Annotated in this window: 20 protein-coding genes and 1 pseudogene; 13 read left to right on the top strand and 8 right to left on the bottom strand. The window is 66.2% G+C overall.

The window, feature by feature from the left end; all coding sequences use genetic code 11:
* Window positions 1–8 precede the first annotated feature (8 nt).
* Window positions 9–311: a DUF3565 domain-containing protein gene (locus G7Z99_RS07740; protein ID WP_181093064.1), complete on the bottom strand. Its 303-nt coding sequence runs from the start codon at window positions 309–311 to the stop codon at window positions 9–11.
* Here G7Z99_RS07740 and G7Z99_RS07735 point away from each other — a divergent pair.
* Together G7Z99_RS07735 and G7Z99_RS07730 are read left to right on the top strand one after the other, a co-directional pair.
* Entirely contained in the window at window positions 310–795 is a 486-nt protein-coding gene (locus G7Z99_RS07735; RefSeq protein WP_181092979.1) for an FKBP-type peptidyl-prolyl cis-trans isomerase, read from the top strand. The genes G7Z99_RS07740 and G7Z99_RS07735 overlap by 2 nt on opposite strands.
* A gap of 141 nt (window positions 796–936) precedes the next feature.
* A complete protein-coding gene (locus G7Z99_RS07730; protein WP_181092978.1) occupies window positions 937–1419 on the top strand; it encodes a glutathione peroxidase in 483 nt (160 codons plus the stop codon).
* A 32-nt stretch (window positions 1420–1451) separates the two neighbouring features.
* On the opposite strand, the gene G7Z99_RS07725 is transcribed toward G7Z99_RS07730, so the two are convergent.
* Complete coding sequence (locus tag G7Z99_RS07725; RefSeq protein ID WP_181092977.1) at window positions 1452–2678, bottom strand: glycosyltransferase family 4 protein; 1227 nt, start codon at window positions 2676–2678, stop codon at window positions 1452–1454.
* Between the two features lie 175 nt (window positions 2679–2853).
* On the opposite strand from G7Z99_RS07725, the pseudogene G7Z99_RS20120 reads away from it, so the two are divergent.
* Both G7Z99_RS20120 and G7Z99_RS20115 read left to right on the top strand, forming a co-directional pair.
* Window positions 2854–3627 (top strand): annotated as a pseudogene (locus G7Z99_RS20120) (PAS domain-containing protein); the annotation flags it as partial.
* Window positions 3610–4170: a methyl-accepting chemotaxis protein gene (locus tag G7Z99_RS20115; RefSeq protein WP_375139140.1), complete on the top strand. Its 561-nt coding sequence runs from the start codon at window positions 3610–3612 to the stop codon at window positions 4168–4170. The pseudogene G7Z99_RS20120 and the gene G7Z99_RS20115, both read left to right, overlap by 18 nt.
* A gap of 123 nt (window positions 4171–4293) precedes the next feature.
* Here G7Z99_RS20115 and G7Z99_RS07715 read toward each other — a convergent pair whose 3' ends face one another.
* Both G7Z99_RS07715 and cysZ read right to left on the bottom strand, forming a co-directional pair.
* Complete coding sequence (locus G7Z99_RS07715) at window positions 4294–4509, bottom strand: TIGR02450 family Trp-rich protein (RefSeq protein WP_181092975.1); 216 nt, start codon at window positions 4507–4509, stop codon at window positions 4294–4296.
* Between the two features lie 42 nt (window positions 4510–4551).
* On the bottom strand, window positions 4552–5316 hold the full coding sequence (gene cysZ / locus G7Z99_RS07710; protein WP_181092974.1) for a sulfate transporter CysZ: 765 nt from the start codon (window positions 5314–5316) through the stop codon (window positions 4552–4554).
* A gap of 238 nt (window positions 5317–5554) precedes the next feature.
* Here cysZ and G7Z99_RS07705 point away from each other — a divergent pair, with 238 nt between their 5' ends.
* Together G7Z99_RS07705 and trxB are read left to right on the top strand one after the other, a co-directional pair.
* Complete coding sequence (locus G7Z99_RS07705; RefSeq protein ID WP_181092973.1) at window positions 5555–6154, top strand: peroxiredoxin; 600 nt, start codon at window positions 5555–5557, stop codon at window positions 6152–6154.
* Window positions 6155–6275: 121 nt separating this feature from the next.
* On the top strand, window positions 6276–7238 hold the full coding sequence (gene trxB, locus G7Z99_RS07700) for a thioredoxin-disulfide reductase (protein ID WP_181092972.1): 963 nt from the start codon (window positions 6276–6278) through the stop codon (window positions 7236–7238).
* Between the two features lie 94 nt (window positions 7239–7332).
* Here trxB and nadC read toward each other — a convergent pair whose 3' ends face one another.
* Window positions 7333–8181: a carboxylating nicotinate-nucleotide diphosphorylase gene (gene nadC / locus G7Z99_RS07695; RefSeq protein WP_181092971.1), complete on the bottom strand. Its 849-nt coding sequence runs from the start codon at window positions 8179–8181 to the stop codon at window positions 7333–7335.
* A 240-nt stretch (window positions 8182–8421) separates the two neighbouring features.
* Here nadC and G7Z99_RS07690 point away from each other — a divergent pair, with 240 nt between their 5' ends.
* From G7Z99_RS07690 to ampE, 3 genes are all read left to right on the top strand, one after another.
* Entirely contained in the window at window positions 8422–10590 is a 2169-nt protein-coding gene (locus tag G7Z99_RS07690) for a DUF1631 domain-containing protein (RefSeq protein WP_181092970.1), read from the top strand.
* Window positions 10591–10656: 66 nt separating this feature from the next.
* Window positions 10657–11220: a 1,6-anhydro-N-acetylmuramyl-L-alanine amidase AmpD gene (gene ampD / locus G7Z99_RS07685; RefSeq protein WP_181092969.1), complete on the top strand. Its 564-nt coding sequence runs from the start codon at window positions 10657–10659 to the stop codon at window positions 11218–11220.
* Window positions 11217–12047 (top strand): regulatory signaling modulator protein AmpE, encoded by an 831-nt coding sequence (gene ampE, locus G7Z99_RS07680; RefSeq protein WP_181092968.1) that lies wholly within the window; start codon window positions 11217–11219, stop codon window positions 12045–12047. The genes ampD and ampE overlap by 4 nt, the downstream gene beginning before the upstream one ends.
* A 36-nt stretch (window positions 12048–12083) precedes the next feature.
* Here the strand turns inward: ampE and G7Z99_RS07675 are convergent, their stop codons facing one another.
* Window positions 12084–12860, bottom strand: coding sequence for a TatD family hydrolase (locus tag G7Z99_RS07675; RefSeq protein ID WP_181092967.1), 777 nt, complete (start codon window positions 12858–12860; stop codon window positions 12084–12086).
* Between the two features lie 2 nt (window positions 12861–12862).
* Entirely contained in the window at window positions 12863–13858 is a 996-nt protein-coding gene (gene cra / locus G7Z99_RS07670; RefSeq protein ID WP_181092966.1) for a catabolite repressor/activator, read from the bottom strand.
* A gap of 429 nt (window positions 13859–14287) precedes the next feature.
* Between cra and ptsP the strand changes: the two genes are divergently transcribed.
* Genes ptsP through G7Z99_RS07655 form a run of 3 tightly spaced genes read left to right on the top strand, consistent with a single transcriptional unit; the run spans window position 14288 to window position 19832 of the window.
* Window positions 14288–17152 carry a phosphoenolpyruvate--protein phosphotransferase gene (gene ptsP / locus G7Z99_RS07665; protein ID WP_181092965.1) on the top strand — a complete coding sequence of 955 codons (2865 nt, stop codon included), beginning with the start codon at window positions 14288–14290 and terminating at the stop codon, window positions 17150–17152.
* Complete coding sequence (pfkB, locus tag G7Z99_RS07660) at window positions 17152–18099, top strand: 1-phosphofructokinase (RefSeq protein ID WP_181092964.1); 948 nt, start codon at window positions 17152–17154, stop codon at window positions 18097–18099. The genes ptsP and pfkB overlap by 1 nt, the downstream gene beginning before the upstream one ends.
* Window positions 18096–19832 (top strand): fructose-specific PTS transporter subunit EIIC, encoded by a 1737-nt coding sequence (locus tag G7Z99_RS07655; protein ID WP_181092963.1) that lies wholly within the window; start codon window positions 18096–18098, stop codon window positions 19830–19832. The genes pfkB and G7Z99_RS07655 overlap by 4 nt, the downstream gene beginning before the upstream one ends.
* Window positions 19833–20127: 295 nt before the next feature.
* Here G7Z99_RS07655 and G7Z99_RS07650 read toward each other — a convergent pair whose 3' ends face one another.
* A complete protein-coding gene (locus G7Z99_RS07650; RefSeq protein WP_181092962.1) occupies window positions 20128–20355 on the bottom strand; it encodes a DUF3820 family protein in 228 nt (75 codons plus the stop codon).
* A 203-nt stretch (window positions 20356–20558) separates the two neighbouring features.
* On the opposite strand from G7Z99_RS07650, the gene G7Z99_RS20110 reads away from it, so the two are divergent.
* Window positions 20559–21137: a ferritin-like domain-containing protein gene (locus tag G7Z99_RS20110; RefSeq protein WP_375139139.1), complete on the top strand. Its 579-nt coding sequence runs from the start codon at window positions 20559–20561 to the stop codon at window positions 21135–21137.
* Window position 21138: the final 1 nt, after the last annotated feature.

Raw genomic sequence — 21138 nt, 5'->3', positions numbered from 1 at the left:
GGGAAACGTCAGGCGCCAAGAGTAGTCCCATCCGCCCCTCGAGCGCACCAACCGCAGGCAAATACCTGCCCCAGGCACGCAGCCCGGCGATCGGCGTCCAGCACCCAGGGACGCACCTGCCAGGGCGGCTGGTGGCGTACATGCTGGGTATGCCCGCAGGACAGCTCGACCACCCAATGGCCCTGGTCGTCCTGATGAAAAGCGACCATCCGACTGGTGGAGACGACATCTTCGGAGGTGCGTTCGCAATCGCGCGATGCCTTGGTTACACTTGTCCGTTCTACATTCTTTTGCAAAGGTCTCCTCCCCATGCTGATTGCCGCCAACAAGGCTGTCTCGATCGACTATACCCTGACCAACGACGCCGGGGAGGTCATCGACAGCTCCGCCGGTGGTGCGCCGCTGGTCTACCTGCACGGTGCAGGCAACATCATTCCAGGCCTGGAAAAGGCACTGGAAGGCAAGCAGGCCGGTGACGAGCTGAACGTTGCCATCGAGCCTGAAGAAGCCTACGGCGAATACATGGCCGAGCTGGTCAGCACCTTGAACCGCAGCATGTTCGAAGGCGTCGACGAACTGGAAGTCGGCATGCAGTTCCACGCCTCGGCGCCGGACGGCCAGATGCAGATCGTCACCATCCGTGACCTCGACGGCGACGACGTGACCGTCGACGGCAACCACCCGCTGGCGGGCCAGCGCCTGAACTTCAAGGTCAAGGTCGTCGACGTGCGTGACGCCACCGACGAAGAAATCGCTCATCGTCATATCCATGGCGAAGGCGGTCACCAGCACTGATTTCTGCGCTACGCTCAGAAACAGACACGAGGCGCTGAGTACGCCGGCCATGCGCCCTTGGACGCATGGCCGGCGCGCCCAGCGCCTTTTTGATGTGCAATGGGCATTGCCGCGATGACCGACACGATGGGGGGCTTCACCATGAGTGCGTTTCACGACCTCACCTTGCAGACCCTGGAGGGCGCACCGTTACCCCTGGCACCGTTCAAGGGCGGCGTGACGCTGGTGGTCAACGTTGCCTCCAAGTGCGGGCTGACGCCGCAGTACCAGGCACTGGAGGACCTCTACCAGCGTTACAGCGCGCGTGGCCTGACGGTGCTGGGCCTGCCGTGCAACCAGTTCGCCGGGCAGGAGCCAGGCACCGAGCAGGACATCCAGCAGTTCTGCCGCCTGACCTATGGGGTCAGCTTCCCCATGGCCGCCAAGCTCGAGGTCAACGGGGCGCATCGCCACCCCCTGTACCGTCTGCTGGCAGGCGAGGGCGCCGAATTCCCAGGGGACATCACCTGGAATTTCGAGAAGTTTCTGGTAGGCAAGGATGGGCGTGTGCTGGCGCGGTTCTCCCCGCGTACGTCACCTGATGACCCGTCGGTGGTCCAGGCCATCGAAAAAGCCCTGGCCTGACGTCACGCACGCGCCGTGACCGAGGGGCAGGCTCACTCCGTCGACAAGGCGTTCGTCGCAGGCGGCGTCACACGGTCCAGGCTTGCACCTGGCAACGCGCTCAGCGTCACGCTCGCGGGCCGGCATGCCTCACGCAAGTAACCTTCGAACTGCTCGACGATCGTCGACCAGCCTTGTCGGCTGGCGTGCCACCGGGCATTGAGCCGCACCCGGCGCAAATGCTCGCTTTCTTCCAGCAACCAGCTGGCCGCTTCGATGAAGGCAGCCTGATCACCTGGCATTGCCAGTACGCCGTTGTCGCCGTGGCGGATGTGCTGGGCGGCGGCGGCCTTGTCATAGGCCACCACCCCCAGGCCTGAGGCCATGGCTTCGAGCACGACATTACCGAAGGTCTCGGTCAGGCTCGGAAACAGGAACAGATCGCCACTGGCGTAGTGCGCCGCCAGCGCGTCGCCCTGCTGCACGCCGCAAAAGATGGCGTCCGGCATCACGCGCTCCAGGGCGGCGCGTTGCGGTCCGTCGCCGACGACCACCAGGCGTACACGGCGCTGGGGATGAGCGTGACGCAGGGCCAGCAGGCAGGGAGCCAACACGCCCAGGTTCTTCTCCAGCGCCAGCCGTCCGACATGCAGCACCACGATATCGTCCGCACCCATGCCCCAGCCGTCACGCAATGCCTGGCTGCGCCGACAGGGCGTGAACAGCGTGGCGTCGACGCCCCGGCTCAGGAGCGCCAGGCGTTCGAATCCACGCCGTTCCAGTTCGGTCTGCTGGCTGAGGCTCGGCACCAGCGTCAGCGCGGTGCGGCGATGAAACCAGCGCAGGTAGTGGGTCACCGGCCGGGTCAGCAGGCCGAACCCATAGTGCCCGGCGTACTGCGCGAAATTCGTGTGGAAGCCGCTGACCACGGCGATGCCCAGCCGTCGCGCCGCACGCAGGGCGCTCAGCCCCAGGGGGCCCTCGGTGGCGATGTAGAGCACGTCTGGCCGTTCCTTGCGCCACTGACGCACCAGCGCGTGCACGGAAATCTCGCCCCATTGCAAGCCGGGGTAGCCCGGCAGTGGCCATCCCCGGGACAGCATGACCTCCGGCCCTGGCGGTGTCGCCAGATCGACCGGTTGACGAGGCCGGAGCACGTGCACGGCATGGCCGCGCTGTCGCAGCCCCTCGGTCAGGCGCCCAAGCGTCGTGGCCACGCCATTGATCTCGGGTGGGAAGGTTTCGCTGACCAGGGTGATACGCAGGGACGGTGTGCTCATGCAGGACAGCATGGACCTGCTCCGTTGCAGCGACGTGTCATCGTCATGACCACTGCATGACGACGCCTCGAGGCCAAAGGTTGGCGCGTGAATATTTGTTCACGCCACTCAAGAATCGCTCGCAGCTGGCCGATGGCCTGTCAACGAACCCTCGGTGCCCTCCAGGAGAGCGGTCATGTTCCACAACAAACTGAAGAAAGAACTCCAGCGCCTGCGTGACGACCTGTTGTCGGTCTTGCAGATCAAGACGAGTCTCGACAACGAGATGCTGGTACTTCAGCTCGATCCACAAGGACGCATCGAGTCGGTCAACGGCAATTTCGAACGAGACATGCATTACCGCGCCGAGCAACTGATCGGACGACCGCTCGACGACATCGTGCCGCCGCATGTGAAGAACCTGGAATTCCACCAGCGCATGAGCCGTGCCATTCGCAACGGCGAGCATTACCACGGGGCCTTCAGGCTGTTGCGTGGCGATGGCGAAGAGGCCTGGCTGCGTTCGATCCTGCAACCGGTGCTGGATGCCTCGGGCCGTATCAGGTGTTTCACCATCCACTCGAGCGACCTGACCCGTACCATCAAGACGTCGCGCGAGCATGAAAGCCTGATCAAGGCCCTGCAACGCTCCACGGCGGTGATCGAATTCAACCTCGAGGGCGAAGTGCTGACCGCCAATGAGCGCTTTCTGGAGGCGACGGGCTACACGCTGGAGCAGATTCGCGGCAAGCACCACCGTCTTTTCTGCGACCCCGAGCAGGCACGCTCGTCCGATTACCAGGCCTTCTGGGAGAAGCTGCGACGCGGCGAATACGTCGCCGATCGCTTCCAGCGCGTCGATTCGCGTGGCCGCACCATCTGGCTCGAGGCCTCGTACAACCCGATCTTCGATGCCCACGACGTGCTCTACAAGGTCGTCAAGTTCGCCACCGTGATCACCGACCAGATCAACCAGGAACACGCCGTGTCCAGGGCAGCCGACATCGCCCATTCGACCTCGGTGCAGACCGACGCCAGTGCGCGCAAGGCCAGTGAGGTGGTCAGCCAGTCGATGGGGGTGATGCGCGAGCTGGAGGCGTGCATGCAGCAGGCGGCCGAGAGCATCGAGGCGCTGGACAAGCAGTCGCGGGTCATCGGGGCGATCATCAAGACCATCAGCGACATCGCCGGGCAGACCAACCTGCTGGCGCTCAATGCCGCCATCGAGGCCGCGCGCGCAGGCGAACAGGGGCGCGGGTTCGCCGTGGTCGCCGATGAGGTGCGCCAGTTGGCGTCGCGCACCAGTGGGGCCACCGAGGAAATCGCCCAGGTGGTGAAGCAGAACGAGAAACTCGCCCAGGCCGCGGTGGCGATCATCGACGCCAGCAAACGCCAGGCCGAACAGAGCCTGGCGCTGGCGGGGCAGACCGATGCCGTGATCGCCGAGATCCAGGACGGTGCGCGCCAGGTGGTAGGTGCCGTGGGCCAGTTCGCCCATCAACTGGGGCGGTGAACGAAGGGGGCGCCCTGACTGGAGCAGTGACGCTGGTCGCTGGCAGGCGTGGAGCGTCAAGCGCTCTCAGGCACCACGCCCCAGGCCTGGTCGGCCAAAGGGCGGTAGCCGCCAGCCACTCGGCTATCGCCAGCCCATCGCCCACACCTGGGCATCGCGCAGCACCCGCCAGTCCAGCCACTCGCTGCGTCCGCTGTGCACGGCCTGCAGTTCCACACGCAGGAGAGTACCTGCCTCGTCATGCTCCAGGTCTGTGACCAGGAAGTGCTTTTCACGGTTGACCGGTTGCGTCGCGGTCCATTTCGACAGCTTGAGCTTGGCAGGGTTGAAGCGGTTCATGGGAAGCTCCTGTGGACGAGGTTGGATCACGCCGGGGCCGTCTCAGGCGCGATGAGCGGGCGTTCCTGCAGCACGAGTCTCACCCTTTTCCCGCACCCAGAACACCGTCGCCCCCGCCACCGCCGCCGGCATCATCAGCAGGTTGACCAGCGGAATCAGCAGCACCAGGTAGGTGACGCCACCAAAGCCCAGGCTCTGCCAGCGCTTCTGGCGCAGCCAGGCGAGCATGTCCTGCCAGCTCATCTTGTTGTTGTCGGCCGGGTAGTCGATGTACTGGATGGCCATCATCCACACCCCGAACAGCAGCCAGAGCGGTGCGGCGATCACGTTCACCACCGGGATCAGCGACAGGACGAACAGGCCGAGCGCGCGCGGCAGGAAGTAACCCAGCTTGCGCATCTCGCGGCTGAAGGTGCGCGGGACCATGGCGACCAGCTCGCCCCAGCTGAACGCCGGGAACGGGTCCTCGCCGCGCACCACGACCTCCACCTTCTCCGCCAGGAACCCGTTGAACGGCGCGGCGATGATGTTGGCGACCATCGTGAAGGTGAAGAACACCATCAGCGCCACCAGGGCCACGAACAGCGGCCAGATGAGGTAGCTGAGAAAGCTCAGCCAGTCCGGCAGGTTCGGCATCAGGGTATCGACCCACAGACCGAACTGGTGCCAGGCGAAGTACACCAGGCCGCCGAACAGCAGCAGGTTGATCAGCAGCGGCAACAGCACGAACAGGCGCAGGCCGGGGCTCAACACCAGCCTGAGCCCTTCACGCAGGTAGCGAGGGCCGGACAGAACGGGAACAGGCATCGAAGACACTCCAGGTTCGACAAGTGCGCCGACCTTACCGAGTTTGCGCGGCAGGCGGAAGCGGCCTGCCTGTGACGCGGTATGACAGCGCGAGGTTCCGGGCCGATCGAGCACCGCGTGAGGGATAGAGTCGGGCTATGAGGTGGATTGTCGATGGATATTTCCTTACTCTCTGCGACCTCGTTACAGTGCCCTCACGTTTCAAACCCTTCGGATCTCGACTTAACAAGGAGTCACCATGAGCATTCTGGTCAACAAGCAGGCCCCGGACTTCGATGCAGCCGCCGTTCTGGGCGATGGCTCGATCGTCGACAGCTTCAAGCTGTCCTCGCTGCGCGGCAAGTACGTCGTGCTGTTCTTCTGGCCGCTGGACTTCACCTTCGTCTGCCCGTCGGAAATCATCGCCCACAACAATCGCATGGACAAATTCCGCGAGCTGGGCGTCGAGGTGGTCGGTGTGTCGATCGACTCGCAGTTCACCCACCACGCCTGGCGCAGCACGCCGGTGGAGAAGGGCGGCATCGGCGCGGTCGAATTCACCATGGTCGCCGACGTCAAGCACGAGATCACCCGTGCCTACGGCATCGAGCACGAAGCAGGCGTTGCGCTACGCGCATCGTTCCTGATCGATCAGCAAGGCGTGGTCCAGCACCAGGTGGTCAACAACCTGCCGCTGGGTCGTGAAGTCGACGAGATGGTCCGCCTGGTCGAGGCCCTGCAGTTCACCGAAGCGCACGGCGAAGTCTGCCCGGCTGGCTGGCGCAAGGGCCAGAAAGGCATGAAGGCCGATGCCCAGGGCGTCGCCGACTACCTGGCCGAGAACGCCAGCAGCCTGTAACACGCAGTGCTGCTTCACCGCGGCCGGCGCTCCAGGCAGCAGGTCGCGGTCTTCAACATCCAGCCGGCATCGCCGGCGCCACGACGACGGTCCTGCGTGATCGCGTCGACAGGAGTGCATCATGTCCGAATCACGTCACTCGCGCGTCATCATCCTCGGCTCGGGCCCTGCCGGCTACAGCGCCGCCGTCTACGCCGCACGCGCCAACCTCAAGCCTCTGATGATCACCGGCATGCAGGCAGGGGGTCAGCTGACCACCACCACCGAGGTCGACAACTGGCCTGGCGATCCCCATGGCCTGACCGGCCCGGCCCTGATGCAGCGCATGCAGGAACACGCCGAGCGGTTCGAGACCGAAATCGTCTTCGACCACATCAACGCCGTGGACCTGGCCAACAAGCCTTTCACCCTGACCGGCGACAGCGCGACCTACACCTGTGACGCCCTGATCGTCGCCACCGGTGCCAGCGCCCGCTACCTGGGCCTGCCGTCGGAAGAGGCGTTCATGGGCAAGGGCGTCTCGGCCTGCGCCACCTGCGACGGGTTCTTCTACCGCAACAAGCCGGTCGCCGTGATCGGCGGTGGCAACACGGCCGTGGAAGAAGCCTTGTACCTGGCCAACATCGCCAGCAAGGTGACCCTGGTACACCGTCGCGACACGTTCCGCGCCGAGAAGATCCTGGTCGACAAGCTGCATGCACGCGTTGCCGAAGGCAAGATCGAACTCAAGCTCAACGCGAACCTGGACGAAGTGCTGGGCGACAACATGGGCGTGACCGGCGCGCGGTTGAAGAACAACGACGGCAGCAGCGAAGAGATCAAGGTCGACGGCGTCTTCATCGCCATCGGTCACACACCGAACACCTCGCTGTTCGAAGGCCAGCTGACCCTCAAGGACGGCTACCTGGTGGTCAGCGGCAGCCGTGAAGGCAATGCCACGGCGACCAACGTCGAAGGCGTGTTCGCCGCAGGCGACGTGGCCGACCACGTCTACCGTCAGGCGATCACCTCGGCCGGCGCTGGCTGCATGGCGGCCCTGGACGTGGAGCGCTACCTGGACGGCCTGCAGAACGCTTCGTTCTGACCCGACAGGGGTGAGGGCACCCGGCAGGCGCCGGGGCGCACCTCGAACGAGCCCGGTGTCGCGCATGCGACCCGGGCTTTTTCGTGTCCGCGTTTCAGAGACTCAGGCGCATCGACAGGTCGACGGCCTTGACGTCCTTGGTCATGGCACCGATGGAAACGAAGTCGACGCCGGTCAGGGCGATCTCGCGCAGGGTCGACGCGTTCACCCCGCCACTGGCCTCGAGCTTGGCCTTGCCTGCCGTCAGGCGCACGGCTTCGCGCATGTCGTCCAGGCTCAGCTCGTCGAGCATGATGATGTCGGCACCGGCCTCCAGCGCCTGGCCCAGCTCGTCCAGGCTTTCGACTTCGACCTCCACGGGTTTGCCCGGCGCGATGCGGTGTGCGGCGGCCACGGCCTGCGCGATCCCGCCGCTGGCGGCGATGTGGTTCTCCTTGATCAGGAAGGCATCGAACAGACCGATGCGGTGGTTGTGCCCGCCGCCGCAGGTGACGGCGTATTTCTGCGCCGCGCGCAGGCCAGGCAGGGTCTTGCGCGTATCGAGCAGGCGCACCGACGTGTCGGCCACCCGATCGACGTAATGCCGCACCTGCGTCGCGACGCCCGACAGCATCTGCAGGAAGTTCAGCGCCGAGCGCTCGCCGGTCAGCAGCGAGCGGGCCGGGCCCTCAAGGTGGAACAGGGTCTGGCCGGCCGTCGCACCTTGACCGTCGGTGACGTGCCAGTGCACCGCGACACGTGGGTCGAGCTGGCGAAACACGGCATCGACCCACGCTGTCCCGCTGATCACGCAGGTCTCGCGGGTGATGACGGTTGCCTTGGCCAGGCGCTCGGCCGGGATGAGCTGGGCGGTGATATCACCGCTGCCGACGTCTTCGAGCAGGGCGCGGCGCACATTGGCTTCGATTTCGGCGGAAAGGTCGGCAAGGCGTAGGTTCGGCATGACGGGCTCCAAAACGGGATGCCGGCGATTATAGGGCAGGCGGCGTCACTGTACAGGCGCGTGACGTGCTGCCTTTCGTCATCGTAAAGGGAGCTTTATCAGGGTTTCACGGTCTGTGATAACGACCGCTCTTGCGCGCCCAGGTGGCGAGGCAGACGTCATGGTCGAGGTCAGGCTGATGGACCTCGTGGATAGGGACCCGCAGCGGCGTTGGTAACGCGCCCTGTCAAGGAGATCGGGATGTACAAGGAAAGCAACGTTGTGAACCTGGCACAGGCCATGCGACCCGGTGTCCGCGTCGTCGAGCCCGGGCTGCCCATGCTGGTCGTGCAGGTGCGCGACAAGGCAGCCTTGCAGTTGCACCAGGGTCTGCGCACGTTGTTCGACATTGCCGACGACACCCTCTTCGAGCTGGCGGACAAGGCCTTCTGCGACCATGACCGACGTCTCATCCTCGATGCGATGCACGAGATTCGTCAGCAGCGCAAACATTTAGAGCGCACGTTTCTGGATATGTTCCATGACGCGTTCTATCAGATCGCTCGCTCGCGCGCCGCGACCTGGCCGACCCGCTCCGTGGACCAGGCCTGGAACCCGCCGGAGTACCGCGAATCGGCCTCCGTGCTCGAAGCCATGGTCGAACGCACGATCGCGCGCGACAGCCAGGCCCTGCACCACCTGAACGTGCGCCTGCATCACCTGCTCGAAGCGCCGCTGGACATGCAGCACAATCCCTTGGGGCCGCGGTGCCTCGGCGATTACTTCCTGCGTGTGGTGCACATGCTGGAGGTGAGCGCCCAGGTCAAGCGGGTCTTGGTGAAACTCTTCGATCGCTGCGTTCTGCGCGATGTGGACCTGATGTATGCCGAAAGCAACCAGATGCTCATGGCCGCCGGTGTCCTCGGCGCCCTCAAGTCCGCACCGCGCCGGCGTGCGCAAGACGGCCAGCGAGTGAGCAGCATACTGCCCGCCAACCAGGACGACGCACCCACGGCGCCGGAGAAAGGCGTGGACGGTACCTGCTTTTTGACGGCGTGCGGCCTGCTGGCCGAGCGTCGTGGGCGATTGTCTGCCAAGGCGCCCGGCAGCCGTGGCGCCCAGGTCATCGAAGGGCATGACCTGTTGCGCTTGTTGACGGCCTTGCAGCAGCGCGTCCTTGCCCCCGAGCAATCAGAGCCCCTGAGCGTGGTCGAGCAACTCGAGCAGTCCCTGGCGCACATCGCCAGGCGCGGGTCGCTGGCGTGCCGCCTCACCGAACACGATGAAGCGGTGATCGACCTGGTAGGGCTGACGTTCGATCAGTTCCTGGCGGACCCGAACCTGCCGCGCGCGCTCAAGACGTTGATCGACCGTGTACGGCTGCCGGTGATGAAGGCGGCTTTGCTGGAGGCGGGGTTCTTCGATCATCCAGGGCATCCGGCCAGGCGCCTGATCCAGGTGATCGCCGATGCCGGAATGGGGTGGAGCGAGGAAGGCGAGGCGTCTCCTGAAGGGGTGCAGGTCACGCTCGAACACCTGGTGCACCGCCTGCTGGCCGATTTCGCCGAGGACATGGGCCTGTTCACTGCCGTGCTGAACGAGTGCCTGGCGCGCGTCGACGAGGAGCGCCAACGCACCGCCCGGCTCGAGCAGCGCGTGCGCGATGCCGAGGAAGGGCGCCTGCGCTGGCTGCAGGCGCGGCAAAGCGTGCAACGCGAACTCAACCTGCGCCTGCATGGGCGTTTCATGCCGCACATGGTGGTGGACATGCTGGTCACCGGCTGGAGCCAGGTGTTGCTGATGGCCTGGCTCAAGCACGGCGAGCGCTCCTTGCCGTGGTCCAAGGCCCTGGCGACCATGGACTCGCTGTTGCTCAGCGTGGCCCCACACCGGCAGACACTGGCCAGGCAGGAACTGCTCGAACGGGTGCCGGGGTTGCTCAAGGCGTTGCGTGAAGGGTTGGCAGGCGTGGCCATGGAATCGACGGCCATGAGTGCGTTCTTCCAGCGTCTGCAGCAGCTGCACCTGCGCGCCTGCAGCCAGACGGAGGACGACGAGGACGTTCAGGAGGCACTGGTGCATGTGCAGGATGAAATCGTCCTGGCCGTTCCACAGGAAACCGCCTGCGGCCCCCTCTGGCAGCCAGCGGCGGATGACCCCTCGCTGTCGAGCGTTCGTGCGCTGCGCGTGGGCCACTGGATCGTCACCGACGATGGCGAGTCGAATCGCTGCAAGCTGGTGGTAGCCTTGGACGAGGCCGATCGACTGGTGTTCACTCACCACGCCGGACGTAAGGTGCGCGAATGGACCCGCGCCGGCCTGGCCATGGCCCTGCGTCGTGGCGAAGTACGGTTGCTCGAAGATGGCCCGGTGTTCGAGCGAGCCTGGCAGCGTGTGCTGACCCAGCTGCGTGCCCCGTCCCTGCATTGAATCTTCATGCAAGCGCCAGGGCCTCGCGGCATACTGGCGGTTCTTCTTCATGATGCAGGAACGTTCATGCACCTGGACCTCGCGACCGGCTGGTTCACGGGCGTCGTACGATGCCCTTCACCGAACTTCAATGCCCGCCCGGCGAACGAGCAGATCTCGCTGCTGGTCATCCACAACATCAGCCTGCCACCTGGCCGCTTCGGCACGGGCAAAGTCCAGGCACTGTTCCAGAATCGCCTGGACCCGGCCGAGCATCCCTATTTCGAAGGCCTGCGAGGGCTGACGGTCTCGGCGCACCTGCTCATCGAACGCACGGGGCAGGTGACCCAGTTCGTGTCGCTGCTCGACCGTGCCTGGCATGCCGGTGTGTCTTGCTTCGACGGGCGCGAAGGCTGCAATGACTTCTCCATCGGTATCGAGCTGGAAGGCACCGACGATTTGCCTTACACGGACGTCCAGTACACGGTGCTGGCCCAGTTGACCGGCGCGATCCAGGCGGCCTGGCCGGCCATCGGCCCGGACCGCATCCAGGGCCACAGCGACATCGCCCCGCAGCGCAAGACCGACCCGGGGCCGGCGTTCGACTGGGCCCGATTCGAGGCCACCCTCACCGACAAGGGGCTTCCATGAGTTATCTGGCGCTGATCCTGATCCTGGGGATCGAGAAGTTCTCGTCCTGGCGTACGCGGCTCCAGCGCGATGGGTGGTTCCTGCGTGAGCTGGCGCGCCTCGAACGCGGACGCAAGCGCGCGCCCTTGGCGGTGCTGGTGCTCCTGGTCGCCGTGCCCATGGGGCTGCTGGCCTGGGTACTGCACGTGCTCGACCCGGTGGCATACGGTCTGCTGACCTTGCCCGTGCACCTGCTGGTGCTGCTCTACAGCCTGGGGCGCGGGCAGACCAAGGGCGCGCTTGGCCCGTTCCGTGACGCCTGGCGTCGCGGCGACAGCCAGGCCAGCCTGGCGGCGGCTGCGCGCGACCTGGGCATCCGGGGTGAAGAGGCCGGCTCGGTGGTGACGCGGGTGCAGGGCCATCTGATCTGGCAGGTCTACGATGGGTTCTTCGCGGTGATCTTCTGGTACGCCGTGCTCGGGCCGGCAGGCGCCCTGGGCTTTCGGTTGTTGACCCTGTGCCGGCAACATGGCCGCCAGCGCGATCTGGTCCGGTCTGCCGGACGGCTGCGCCATGCGCTGGACTGGGTGCCGGCCAGGCTGTTGGTCGTGAGCTTCGCATTGGTCGGCCACTTCGTCGCGGTCATGCGCCTGTTGCTGCAGGAAGCCCTGGCCTGGCGAACGACGGCGCCTGCGTTGCTGGCCAGGGCAGGGCAGGCAGCGGACTCGCCGCTCGAGCCCGGTGCCGGCCAGCAGGGGCTGGATTACTTGGACAGCCAGTGGGCGCTGCTGCAGCGCAGTGCCGTGTTGTGGTACGTCGGGTTGGCGCTGGTGGTCGTGCTCGCCTGAGCCGGACGCGCCTGGTGCCTTCGCCAGGCATCGGCTCTACCAGCCGAACACGGCGTCGGCATTGCGGCTGCTGGCCTGCGCCAGCACGTCGGGGTCCAGGCCCATGACCTGGGCCAGTGCCATGGCGATCTGCGGCAGGTGGTCCGGGCTGTTGCGTTGGCCGGGGAACATGGAGGGCGCCATGTCCGGGGCGTCGGTTTCCAGCACCACGCTGTCCAGGGGCAGTTGCGGCAGGGTGCGCTGCAGCCTAAGCGCCTGTGGCCAGGTGGCGGCACCGCCCAGGCCCAGCTTGAAGCCCAGCTTGATGTATTCACGTGCCTCTTCGACGCTGCCCGCGAACGCATGGATGATGCCGGGCCTTTGCCACCGATGGCGCTTGAGCGTGGCGATCACCTGCGCGTGGCTGCGCCGCACGTGCAGCAAGGGGGGCAGCTCGAACTCGACGGCCAGCTGCAACTGCGCTTCGAACACCCTCTGCTGCTGGGCCTTGTCGAGAGCGGGCAGGTAGTAGTCCAGGCCGAATTCGCCCAGGGCGCACAAGCGTGCCTGGCCGTGCAGGCGTTCGAGCCAGCCGCGCAGCTCGACCAGGTGCTCGGGCCGATGCTGGTCGAGGTAGACCGGGTGCAGGCCCAGGGCGGCATGAACCGCCTCGTGGGTGCAGGCCAGGTCCCAGACCCGCTGCCAGTTGGCCTGGTAGACCCCCAGCACCACGATGCGCTCCACGCCGCCTGCCTTGGCCCTGTCCAGGACGGCCAGCCGGTCCGGGTCGAAGTCCTCGAAGTCCAGGTGGGTGTGGGTATCGATCAGGCGCATGGTCAGGCCTTGAGCAGACGTTGCTTGAAGGTGCGCGCCACTGCATGCACCCCAGGCTGGTAGCGTTTCTGCTCCACGGCGGACACGGCCAGGTCCAGCGCCGTGGTGGCGATCAGGCCGTGCTGCTGGGCCATGGCGTTGACCGGCAGGGGCAGGAAGTCCAGCAACTGGTTGTCGCCGAAGGTCCCGAGCCGCAAGTGCCGGGAATCGTCGGCGCAGGTACGCAGCACGTCGAACACGCCTTGCAGCAGGACGTAGGAAGTGGTCACCAGAGCATCGGGCAGCCCGCCGAAGTCGTCGATCAAGCGCTGCATCAGGCGTTCGCCCCAGTCACGGCTGAACGCGTCCCCTTCATAGTGCGCCACCTGTCCGGCATGGCCCTGCACGGCCTGGTCGAACCCGTGCAGGCGCGCCTGGCTGACCCCCAGCGTCGGACGCGCGCCGATCAGGGCGATGCGCCGAGGTGCGGTGGCCAGCAGGCTGGCAGTCAGCAGCCGGCTGGCGTCCTGGTCGTCGCTGATCACCGAGCAGAAGTGCGCCGCATCCATCTGTCGGTCGATGGCGATGATCGGCAAGCCCTGGGCCTGCAACGTGCGGTAGCTGTCATCGTCCGCCGGCAGGCAGCTGGCGACGAACAGGGCGTCGCAACGCCGCGCGCGAAACAGCTGCTGCAACTGACGCTCGCTTTCGGGCTGATCGTCGCTGCTGGCGATCAGCAACTGGTAGCCGCGTGCCCGTGCGCCTTGCTCGAGCTGCTTGGCCAGCCGTGCGTAGCTGGGGTTTTCCAGGTCGGGGAGAATGAAGCCCAGGGTACGGGTATGGCGGCTGCGCAGCCCGGCAGCCTGCGGGTTGGGCGTGAACCCGTGGGCCTCGACCACCGCCTGCACGCGCTCGACCGTGGTCTGGCTGATGCGCTGCTGTCCGGCCTTGCCGTTGATGACGTAGCTGGCGGTGGTCACGGAGACACCCGCCAGTCGAGCGATATCGCTGAGTTTCACCACAGATTCCTTGTCATGGCCGAAGGTCCGGCCTGTGCTCGACAGTCTTGCCGATACGCTGCACCCAGCGCAGGCGACCAATGTCGTAGTTGTCTGTGGGCATGGTAACGCCGTTGCTTCGAGAAAGTCAGACGTGTACATCGTCTACCGTGCGTCTCGATGGCAGGCGTGCGGGCGCAAAAGCCGTAGGCCGAGGATGGGCCATACTGGCTACAGGCGAAGACCGCGCCAGGCGTTCGGGGCCGTAGACGACAGGCTGGGCTTTTTTGCCGCTCGAATATCGAGTAACGTGGCCGGTTAATCAGGTTAATCGTTTCAGCAGGCGCTTACTGTCACCGTCTTCACGCCTGCCGGGAGTCAGCGACACGCTCCTGCCCTGTACTCAAAAAAATACCGGGTACCGCATCGGGTACCGTAAAGGAGAAGGTCATGCTGGAGCTCGCCAAAGAGCAGATAGCCATGGGGCAGGTAGCGGCCGACAAGCCCGCCGCACTGCGCCTGCTTGCGGACCGCCTGGTCGCCGACGGCCTGGTGGCCGAAGGTTACCTCGATGGGCTGGAAGCCCGTGAAGCCCAAGGGTCGACGTTCCTCGGGCAAGGCATCGCCATTCCGCACGGCACACCGGACACCCGCGAGCTGGTGTTCACCACGGGCGTGCGCCTGATGCAGTTTCCCGAGGGTGTGGACTGGGGCAATGGGCAGATCGTCTACCTGGCGATCGGCATCGCCGCACGTTCGGACGAGCACCTTCGGCTGCTGCAGCTGCTGACCCGCGCCCTGGGCGAGACCGACCTGGCCGAAGCCTTGCGTCGGGCCAGCTCTGCCGAAGCGCTGCTCAAGCTGCTGCAGGGTGCACCCAAGGAGCTGGCGCTGGACGCCCAGCTGATCGGCTTGCAGCAACCGGCCGAAGACTTCCAGGAACTGGCCTGGCGTGGCGCGCGGCTGCTGCAGCGCGCCGGCTGCGCCGACGAAGGGTTCGCCGGCGTGCTCCAGCAGGCCGAGCCTCTGCCGCTGGGTGAAGGGCTGTGGTGGTTGCACAGCGAGCGTCACGTGCGTCAGCCAGGCTTGGCGTTCGTCACCGCGCAGCAACCGCAGACCTATCGCGGGCAGCCGCTCAACGGGCTGTTCTGCCTGGCCAGCCTGGGCGCTGCTCATCAGGCCTTGCTCGAGCGCCTGTGTCAGGTGCTGATCGAAGGCCGCGGCCAGATGCTCTACCAGGCGACGAGCAGCCGTGCGGTCCTGGAGGTCCTGGGCGAACAGGTGCCGGCCGACTGGCCGAGCGAACGCATCGTGCTGGCCAATGCCCATGGGCTGCACGCACGCCCTGCCAAGGTGCTGGCGCAACTGGCCAAGGATTTCGAAGGCGACGTGCGGGTGCGCGTGGTGGAAAGCGGGCAGCCGGCCGTGTCGGCCAAGAGCTTGAGCAAGCTGCTGAGCCTCGGCGCCCAGCGTGGCCAGACCCTCGAACTGAGCGCCGAGCCGTCGATCGCGACGGATGCCCTGCCGGCCTTGCTGGCAGCGATCGGTGAAGGCCTCGGTGAAACCGTCGAGCCTGTGCAGGCCAGCGAAAGCGCGGCAGAGCCGGTGTCCTGCGCAGCGGCCGAGCCTGTTGCGCACGCGCCGGCCGCAGGCACGCGGATCCAGGGGGTCGCCGCGGCGCCTGGTATCGCCAGCGGCCCGGCGCACCTGCGCATCGAGCGGGTCATCGACTACCCCAAGCGGGGCGAGTCGCCTCGAGAAGAGCGCCTCAAGCTCGAGCAGGCCATCACGGCGGTCAACGCCGACCTGCAACGGCTGGTCGAACGCAGCGATCGGGCGATCGGCGAAATTTTCGTCACCCACCAGGAGATGCTCGCCGACCCAGGGCTGACCGACGAGATCGAACAGCGCATCGGCCAGGGCGAAAGCGCCGCCGCGGCCTGGATGACGGTCATCGAGGCGGCTGCCCGGCAGCAGGAATCGCTGCGCGATGCCCTGTTGGCCGAACGCGCCGCCGACCTGCGCGACATCGGGCGCCGGGTACTGGCCCAGTTGTGCGGCATCAATGAACCCGAGGAGCCGGCCGAGCCCTACGTGCTGGTCATGGCCGAGGTCGGTCCATCGGACGTGGCGCGGCTCGACCCGGCGCGGGTGGCCGGGATCCTGACCGCCCACGGTGGGGCCACTGCGCACAGCGCGATCGTCGCCCGGGCGCTGGGCATCCCGGCCGTGGTCGGTGCCGGTGACAGCGTGCTGCTGCTGGAGCCGGGTACCGCGTTGCTGCTCGATGGCCAGCGCGGCCAGGTCAGCATCGCACCGGCCGCCGACGAGCTGGCCCGCGCCCTGGCCGAGCGCGACGCCCGTGAGCGTCGCTTGCAGGCGGCCTGGGAGCGCCGTCTGGAGCCGGCCGTCAGTCGCGACGGCCAGGCCATCGAGGTGTTCGCCAACATCGGCGAGAGCACAGGGGTGGAGAAGGTCGTGGACTGCGGCGCCGAAGGCGTCGGCCTGCTGCGCACCGAACTGATCTTCATGGCCCATTCGCAGGCGCCCGACGTGGCCACGCAGCAGGCCGAGTACGCACGCGTGCTCGAAGGGCTGGGCGGACGTCCGCTGGTGGTGCGCACCCTCGATGTCGGCGGTGACAAGCCGCTGCCGTACTGGCCGATCGAAGCCGAAGAAAACCCGTTCCTGGGTGTGCGTGGCGTACGCCTGACCCTGCAGCGGCCGCAGGTGATGGAAGATCAGTTGCGTGCGTTGCTGCTGGCAGCCGGTTCCCGGCCCCTGCGGATCATGTTCCCCATGGTCGGGCAGATCCACGAGTGGCGCGAAGCCCGTGCGATGGTCGAGCGTCTGCGCCAGGAAATTCCGGTCGCCGACCTGCAGCTGGGCATCATGGTGGAAGTGCCGTCTGCAGCCCTGCTGGCCCCTCAGCTGGCCCGCGAAGTGGACTTCTTCAGCATCGGCACCAATGACCTGACCCAGTACACCCTGGCCATCGACCGCGGCCATGCCAGTCTGTCGGCCCAGGCCGATGGCCTGCACCCGGCGGTCTTGCGACTGATCGACATGACCGTGCGCGCCGCCCATGCCGAAGGCAAGTGGGTCGGTGTGTGTGGCGAGCTGGCGGCCGATCCGCAGGCGGTCGCCATTCTGTTCGGGCTGGAAGTGGACGAGCTGAGCGTCTCTGCGCGCAGCATTCCGGAAGTCAAGGCGCTGGTGCGCGAAACCGATTACCAGGCCGCGCGTGCCCTGGCCCGCGAGGCACTGGCCCAGGACAGTGCGCAGGCCGTTCGTGCCCTGGTGGAGACTCACTGATGGCCAAGATACTCACCGTCACCCTCAACCCCGCGCTGGATGTGACCATCCTCTTGGACACCTTGCGCGCCGGGCACGTCAACCGTACTCAGGGCCAGGCGACCCATGCCGCTGGCAAAGGCCTCAACGTGGCCCAGGTTCTCGCTGACCTGGGTCACAGCCTGACCGTCAGCGGCTTTCTGGGGCGCGACAACCTGCAACCCTTCGACGCGTTGATGCAAGGACGAGGTTTCACCGACGGGTTCATCCGTGTCCCTGGCGAGACGCGCAGCAACCTCAAGCTGGTGGAAGCCGATGGCCGGGTGACCGACATCAACGGCCAGGGGCCAGAGGTGAGCGAAGACGCGCAGGCGGCGCTGCTGCATCGCCTGGAAAGCCTGGCAGCCGGGCATGACGCCGTCGTCGTCGCAGGCAGCCTGCCCCGTGGCGTCAGCCCGCAGTGGTTCCGGCAACTGCTGGTGCAGCTGCGCGGGCAAGGCCTGAAGGTGGTGCTCGACAGCAGTGGCGAGGCCCTGCGTGTCGGTCTGGACGCCGCGCCATGGCTGGTCAAACCCAACGCCGAAGAGCTGGCCGACGCGCTGGGCGTACCGCTCGAGGATTCGACGGCGCGCCGCCAGGCCGTGGCGCGCCTGCTCGACCAGGGGGTCGAGCACGTGGTGCTGTCCCAGGGCGAGGAGGGCGTCAGCTGGTTCTCGTCGGCGCAGGCCCTGCAGGCACGCCCCCCGGCGGTACGCGTCGCCAGCACCGTGGGCGCCGGCGATTCGCTGGTCGCCGGCATGGTGCACGGGCTGCTCAGCGGTGAGCCGGCCGAGCAGACGTTGCGCCGTGCGACGGCGATCGCTGCCCAGGCGGTCACCCAGGTCGGCTTCGGCATCCACGACCGTCCGCAGCTCGAGCGCTTGCAGGCAGGCGTTCAACTCACTTCCCTACCCGAGGCTTGCCGATGAACATCGTCATTGTCACCGCCTGCCCCAACGGCCAGGTGTCCAGCGTGCTCAGCGCACGCCTGCTGGCCGCCAGCGCCCACGCCAGGGGCTGGCACACCCACGTCGAGATCCATGATCCACAGCATGCCAGCCCACGGGTCGAGTCGGCAGACATCGAAGCCGCCGACTGGATCCTGGTCGTCGCCACCGGCCCGGTGGACCTCGCGCGCTTCGACGGCAAGCGTCTGTACCAGGCGACTCCTGCCGAGGCCTTGGCCGATCGCGAGCGGTTCCTCGACGAGGCGGCCGCCAACACCCATGTGCACCAGGCGTCGGCGTCTGCCGCGCCTCAGGCGAGCACGACCACGCCTCGCATCGTCGCCATCACCGCGTGCCCGACCGGCGTCGCGCACACCTTCATGGCGGCCGAGGCGCTGCAACAGGCGGCGGCCCAGGCCGGCTACACGTTCCACGTCGAGACCCAGGGTTCGGTCGGCGCCCGCAATCCGCTGCCGGAGGCAGCCATCGCCGACGCCGACGTGGTGCTGCTGGCTGCCGACATCGAAGTGCCGACCACCCGTTTTGCCGGCAAGCGCATCTACCGCTGCGGTACCGGCATCGCCCTGAAGCAGGCCCATGCGACCCTGGACAAGGCCCTGGCCGAAGGCCGTGTGGAAAGCACGGGCCAGGCGACGGGTGGTGAAGCCAAGAGCACCGAGAAGACCGGCGTCTACAAGCACCTGCTGACCGGGGTGTCGTTCATGCTGCCGATGGTGGTGGCAGGTGGCCTGCTGATCGCCTTGTCGTTCGTGTTCGGCATCGAAGCCTACAAGGAGGCGGGGACCTTGCCTGCCGCCCTGATGCAGATCGGTGGCGAGGCGGCCTTCAAGCTGATGGTGCCGCTGTTGGCCGGTTACATCGCCTGGTCCATCGCCGATCGGCCTGGCCTGGCGCCGGGCATGATCGGTGGCTTGTTGGCGAGCAACCTGGAGGCTGGCTTCATCGGCGGCATCGTCGCCGGCTTCCTGGCCGGTTACAGCGCCAAGGCGATCAACCGCTGGGCGCGACTGCCCAGCAGCCTGGAATCGCTCAAGCCGATCCTGATCATCCCGCTGCTGGCCAGCCTGTTCACCGGGCTGGTGATGATCTACGTGGTCGGCCATCCGGTGGCCGCCATGCTCGAAGGCCTGACGCACTTCCTCGACAGCATGGGCACCACCAACGCCGTGCTGCTGGGCCTGGTGCTGGGCGCGATGATGTGCGTGGACCTCGGCGGCCCGATCAACAAGGCGTCCTACGCGTTCTCGGTGGGCCTGCTGGCGTCGTCCAGCTATGCCCCGATGGCCGCGACCATGGCGGCCGGCATGGTGCCTCCGATCGGCCTGGGCATCGCCAGCTTCCTGGCGCGGCGCAAGTTCGCCCAGAGCGAGCGTGAAGCCGGCAAGGCTGCCCTGGTGCTGGGCTTGTGCTTCATCTCCGAAGGGGCAATCCCGTTCGCCGCCAAGGACCCGCTGCGGGTCATTCCGGCGAGCATCGCCGGAGGTGCCCTGACCGGCGCGCTGACCATGTACTTCGGTTGCAAGCTCATGGCGCCGCATGGTGGGTTGTTCGTGCTGCTGATCCCCAACGCGATCAACCACGCGATGCTGTACCTGCTGTCGATCCTGGCAGGCAGCGTGCTGACCGCCGTGATCTACGCCGTGATCAAGCGCAGTGAGAAGGTCGAGATGACCGTGGCTTCGGCAGCGCCGTGAGGTAGTCCGCGGTCATGCAGGACCCGTCAAGGCCAGGTCGCGGCCTTGACGGCATCTGCCGATGAGGTCGAAGGCCCAGGTCTTTCAACGTCTTTGCCTAATACGCTGTAGACCGCATCGCTGATCTGGCAGAGCGGTTCATCCCCTCTGTGCGGGCTTGCCCGCGACGCAGGCGGTGATGGGCCGGACGCCATCGCGGGCAAGCCCGCTCCCACAGGGGGCTGCGCTTGCCTGTATCTATCTTGAAACTCTTTCCAAAGATGGTGAAAGGCCTTCCATCCATTGGCAGTGGTGGTCAACCTCCTTCCTGTTGCTTGCGCCGCAAGGGCTCCAGCAACGCGCCCAGCCCGTTGTGGTCGATCTCGTGCATCAAGGCCAATAGCCGTCCCAGCTCCCCGTCGGGAAAGCCCTTGCGTGCGAACCACGCCAGGTAATCGCCGGGCAAATCGGCGATCGTACGGCCTTGGTACTTGCCGAACGGCATAGTGCGATCGACGAGCGATTGAAGCGCTTCAGGTTTCATGACGAACCTCCAGAACAGGGCAGAGCGCGCACCCTACTGCAATCTGCATGATGGCTGAAGCCGCCATCATGCAGAACACCACGCCTCGACACACTGCGCGTACCGCTAACGCCTTGATTTGACTGGGCGATGAAAAATCTTTGAACCTGGCACGAAGGCTGCTCTCACATATAGGGACTATCAACTGCCACGGAGTTTGAGCCATGAGCAATCCAAACAAAGAAGTGATTGATGTACTGAACAACCTGATCGAGTACAGCAAGGACGGCCAGAAAGGTTTCGAAGAGGCTGTTGATGATCTGAAGAATCCCGAACTGAAGGCCTTCGCCCGTCAGCGCGCCGAAGGCTGCGCACAAGCGGCTCGTGAGCTGCAGGCCGAAGTCAAGGCGCTGGGCGGCGATCCAGAAACGTCCACCAGCTTCACCGGCGACCTGCACCGCGGCTGGGTCAACCTGAAGTCGGCACTGACCGGCAAGGAAGACAAAGCTGTCTTCGAAGAGCTGGAGCGCGGTGAAGACTACGCGCTGAAAGCCTACAAGGACGCTGTCGAGAAGCTGGCCAAGCTGGGCCATGGCGACGTCGCCGTCGGCCACACCACCGTCAGCACCGGGGTAGGCGCCACTCACGTCGGTGCCACCGATGGCCTGACCAGCACCGCCACCACTGCCGCCACTGGCAGCGGCCCCTACGCGCTGGTACGCAAGCAGCTCGAAGGCGTGCAGAAGAATCACGATGACGTCAAAGCCCTGCGTGATCGTGAGATCTCCAAGGTCCAGCACTGAT

It is taken from the genome of Pseudomonas entomophila (assembly GCF_013523165.1).
GTDB lineage: Bacteria > Pseudomonadota > Gammaproteobacteria > Pseudomonadales > Pseudomonadaceae > Aquipseudomonas > Aquipseudomonas entomophila_A.
This window is presented reverse-complemented; position numbering and strand designations above follow the sequence as displayed.

Excerpts from the sequence above, each read along its gene's own strand:
- G7Z99_RS07735 (WP_181092979.1), top strand. The coding sequence starts at position 310 with ATGCTGATTGCCGCCAACAAGGCTGTCTCGATCGACTATACCCTGACC.
- G7Z99_RS07740 (WP_181093064.1), bottom strand. The coding sequence starts at position 311 with ATGGGGAGGAGACCTTTGCAAAAGAATGTAGAACGGACAAGTGTAACC.
- G7Z99_RS07730 (WP_181092978.1), top strand. The coding sequence starts at position 937 with ATGAGTGCGTTTCACGACCTCACCTTGCAGACCCTGGAGGGCGCACCG.
- G7Z99_RS07725 (WP_181092977.1), bottom strand. The coding sequence starts at position 2,678 with ATGAGCACACCGTCCCTGCGTATCACCCTGGTCAGCGAAACCTTCCCA.
- G7Z99_RS07715 (WP_181092975.1), bottom strand. The coding sequence starts at position 4,509 with ATGAACCGCTTCAACCCTGCCAAGCTCAAGCTGTCGAAATGGACCGCG.
- cysZ (WP_181092974.1), bottom strand. The coding sequence starts at position 5,316 with ATGCCTGTTCCCGTTCTGTCCGGCCCTCGCTACCTGCGTGAAGGGCTC.
- G7Z99_RS07705 (WP_181092973.1), top strand. The coding sequence starts at position 5,555 with ATGAGCATTCTGGTCAACAAGCAGGCCCCGGACTTCGATGCAGCCGCC.
- trxB (WP_181092972.1), top strand. The coding sequence starts at position 6,276 with ATGTCCGAATCACGTCACTCGCGCGTCATCATCCTCGGCTCGGGCCCT.
- nadC (WP_181092971.1), bottom strand. The coding sequence starts at position 8,181 with ATGCCGAACCTACGCCTTGCCGACCTTTCCGCCGAAATCGAAGCCAAT.
- G7Z99_RS07690 (WP_181092970.1), top strand. The coding sequence starts at position 8,422 with ATGTACAAGGAAAGCAACGTTGTGAACCTGGCACAGGCCATGCGACCC.
- ampD (WP_181092969.1), top strand. The coding sequence starts at position 10,657 with ATGCACCTGGACCTCGCGACCGGCTGGTTCACGGGCGTCGTACGATGC.
- ampE (WP_181092968.1), top strand. The coding sequence starts at position 11,217 with ATGAGTTATCTGGCGCTGATCCTGATCCTGGGGATCGAGAAGTTCTCG.
- G7Z99_RS07675 (WP_181092967.1), bottom strand. The coding sequence starts at position 12,860 with ATGCGCCTGATCGATACCCACACCCACCTGGACTTCGAGGACTTCGAC.
- ptsP (WP_181092965.1), top strand. The coding sequence starts at position 14,288 with ATGCTGGAGCTCGCCAAAGAGCAGATAGCCATGGGGCAGGTAGCGGCC.
- pfkB (WP_181092964.1), top strand. The coding sequence starts at position 17,152 with ATGGCCAAGATACTCACCGTCACCCTCAACCCCGCGCTGGATGTGACC.
- G7Z99_RS07655 (WP_181092963.1), top strand. The coding sequence starts at position 18,096 with ATGAACATCGTCATTGTCACCGCCTGCCCCAACGGCCAGGTGTCCAGC.
- G7Z99_RS07650 (WP_181092962.1), bottom strand. The coding sequence starts at position 20,355 with ATGAAACCTGAAGCGCTTCAATCGCTCGTCGATCGCACTATGCCGTTC.
- G7Z99_RS20110 (WP_375139139.1), top strand. The coding sequence starts at position 20,559 with ATGAGCAATCCAAACAAAGAAGTGATTGATGTACTGAACAACCTGATC.